Origin of the sequence: Microcoleus sp. (genome assembly GCF_049646505.1) — a bacterium.
Classification (GTDB): Bacteria; Cyanobacteriota; Cyanobacteriia; order Cyanobacteriales; family Microcoleaceae; genus Microcoleus.
On record NZ_JBARVX010000049.1, the window covers coordinates 1 to 3,513 of the forward strand.

The 3,513-nt window shown below is 44.6% G+C and carries 2 protein-coding genes; both read right to left on the reverse strand.

Annotated features, from left to right (window positions below; genetic code table 11):
* A partial coding sequence (locus tag WBA89_RS02710; RefSeq protein ID WP_424403847.1) for an ATP-binding protein occupies positions 1 to 3,028 on the reverse strand: 3,028 nt, incomplete at its 3' end.
* Positions 3,029 to 3,200: 172 nt separating this feature from the next.
* A partial coding sequence (locus WBA89_RS02715) for an AEC family transporter (protein ID WP_424403849.1) occupies positions 3,201 to 3,513 on the reverse strand: 313 nt, incomplete at its 5' end.

The following is a 3,513-nucleotide window of genomic DNA, read 5'->3' on the forward strand; positions in this document are numbered from 1 at the left end:
CAAGAAAAGTTGGAGAGCGCATATTTGTGGCATCCGCGCCACTGGCAAGACGATAAGCTAATCGGCCAAACCGATCGGCTACCGTCACATCTTTTAAAAAGTCGTTGATAAAAAGGCCATAACAACTATAGCTATAAGCGGAAGCACGACTGTTGCCATATTGAATTGATAAATTTACCTGTAAGGCAGTCACCAGCCCAAACAGAGGCGAACCGATTAGATAACAAGCTGGCGCAATACTTGCTGCCACTTGCATCATGGCCAGTTTGTGGGCATCCACCATTACTGGCCGATCGAACAACTCTTCAATCCGTCGATCGCCGAGGGAGGTATTAATTTCCTGCACTGCTTGGTGAATATCTTCTGATGTAGGGCAAGCGGGCAACTCAACTCCTAATTCTTTGAGCATCAACACACCGATAGAAATTGCTTCTAACAAATTGTTCTGCGAGGCTAAAGCCTGAATTTTGACGATGTAAACGCCGACTCGCTCTAGGGGAGTCTTGGTACAATCAATCACAGTATCAATCCACTGATTCATCCGGTCAAATTCGCCACAGAGTGAAGCTACTTCGGCGGCTAGCTCGTGGAAATTCAAGGTCATCTGGTACTGTCGTTGCCAAGCTTCGTCCGAGAGCAAATTTAGCCCGATCGCAGCATACTCGCGAGCAGCTTGATAGGCAGTAGCAGCTCGGGCTTTGCGGCAAGCAGTGAGGTTAAGTTGTACCAAATTATCTCGTTCTGTTTGGTCTTCAATCAGCGCAATCCCATAATTCAACTGATTGACTACTGAAAAAATTTGCTCTTCTATAGCTGCGGGTGAACTTTGCTGGATCAGCAATTGTCCGATGTGATAGTGAGCGCGCGATCGCTCTTGTTCAGGAATTAAAGAATAAGCAGCTTGCTGAACGCGATCGTGCAAAAATTTGTAATTCACCACCTCCAAATTTTGTGCCTCATCCCGTATTTCCCGCCCCACATAAAACTTATAAATTTCACATTCAGGCAGGATTAACCCTTCTTGCAATGCCTTCCACAAATCCGCCGCCGTTTCCGTTGCCAATTGCTCAGAGATCGCGGCCAAGGTGCTTAAATCAAACTGATTACCCACACAAGCCGCCAACTTCAAAATATTCTGAGTTGCTGGCGGCAACTTTTGCAACTGCAACGCCATAAACTCCACCACATCCTCCGTCAGTGCCGCTTCCCGAACCCGAACAATATCGCACTGCCAGTGTCCGGCTTTCCAGTTAAACTCAATCAACGCATCCTGATGCAATGCTTTGAGAAACTGCGTAGCAAAAAATGGATTTCCCTGGGTTTTTTGTGCCACTAAATCAGTCAACGGTTTTGCCAAATGTGGAGCGCAATTGAGCGTATCAGCTACCAAATAATTTAGACTTTCTGAACTCAACGGTTCCAGAGTAATAGTATTAACCGTTGCCCCAGCTTTCACTGCTGCATCCAGTGTCAGCATCAACGGATGTGCAGGGGAGACTTCATTATCTCGGTAGGCACCAATTATTAATAAATAGCTGGTTTCCGATTCGGACATCAGCAGTTGCATTAACTGTAGGGATGCGAAATCTGCCCACTGCAAGTCATCCAAAAACATCACCAGAGGATGCTCTGGTTTTGTAAATACCTGAATAAAATTTTGAAATAATAAATTAAACCGATTCTGTGCCGCAGTTCCTGATAATTCTATTGCGGGTGGTTGCGGCCCAATAATTTTTTGTAGTTCGGGAATTACTTCAATAATGACTTGCCCGTTTTCGCCCAGTGCTTGCAGTATTTTAGTTTGCCATTTTTCTAACTTCTCGTCACTTTCGCCGAGCAATTGTCCCATTAAATCTCGAAAGGCTTGCACAAAAGCACAGAAGGGAATATTTCGGTTAAATTGGTCGAATTTGCCTTTGATGAAATAGCCGCGCTGCCGCACAATTGGTTTGTGAATTTCATTCACAATTGCAGTTTTACCAATTCCCGAAAAACCAGCTACTAGCATCATTTCTACCCCCCTATATCCCTCCTCGGTAAGGGGGGATGAAAGGGGGGTGGCAACGCGCTCAAAGGCCGATAGCAGGGTTTCTACTTCGGTTTCGCGACCGTAGAGTTTTTCTGGTATGATAAACCGATCGCACGCATCCCTCTGGGCTAGTTCAAAACTATGTATTGTACCGCTTTCTTTTAATTGACGCAAACAAAATTCTAAATCAAATTTCAGCCCCAAAGCGCTCTGATAGCGGTGTTCGGCATTTTTCGCCACCAATTTGCTGACAATGGACGAGAGTACCGCCGGAATTTTTGGATTGATTTCATGCAGTGAAGGCGGTTGCTTGGCAATATGACAGTGTACCAATTCCATCGCATCCTCCGATTGAAATGGCATTTGTCCCGCCAGCAATTCGTAAAAAGTCACGCCCAAAGAGTAAAAATCTGTGCGGTAGTCAATGCCGCAATTCATCCTGCCGGTTTGTTCGGGAGACAAATAGCCGAGGGTGCCTTCGATTTGGTTAAAATTCTGTAGGGTTTGAGTTTCTCTCGGCAGCAAAGATGCGATGCTGAAGTCAATCAGTTTGATTTGTTTTGTTTCGGGGTTAATTAAAATATTGGCGGGTTTAATGTCTTTGTGAATTATCCTGTGGCGGTAGAGTATATCTAATGTACTGCTGATCTCGATCGCCATTTGCAAAAAATCGATTAAATCCGGTGGAGTTTCCCCTTGTTCCACCCATTGTTTTAGAGAAATTCCCCCGAAGTCTTCCATTACCAGCGCATAGCTGTTTTGGTAGGCTTCCAAGCTGTAGGTTTGGATAATTCCGGGCAAGTTGAGATTTTTGGCAATGGTATATTGATTGCGAAACTGCACGATTTCGCTGAAGCTGGGATACTCGCTATGCAACACTTTGATGGCGACTGGCCGTTGGTCGCACAAGCGAACTCCGCGATAAACCAGGGTGCGAGTGCCCGCATAAATGCGATCGATAATTTGATAACCTGTCAGTTTAAAATCTAAAATATCCATACTTTTTGCGATAATTTGCCTTGTTTTTAGGCTATTTCTAGCTTAACAGCAGCAAATAGAGTTGCTGCTTCAGTGATTGTTAAGTATAGTTAAGCTGACAGAGATCGCTCAATGCTTGTGATTGAAATCACTGAAGCAATCAACTTTTTCAACTATACAAATTTTAGGTTAATTAAAAACTAAATAGCCTCATCCATATTGGAATAGCGAACAATAACGCAACGCAGCCTATGCCGATCGCACTTACGACTAATTCGCGATCGAGATTGAAAACTTCTGCCAGCAAAGTAGTACCAAAAGCCGGAGGCATTGCCATTTGCAGCACTAGCGAAAGCCCCGGCGCGCCCGCAATGCCAACAAACGTTAAACCCGTGCCAATTACCAAAGAAATCAACAGCATTTTAAGCGCCACACAAGCCAGAACTTGTTTGATATTGTGCCAAGAATTCAACTCGCTCAACTGCATTCCGATCGCCATCAAATAT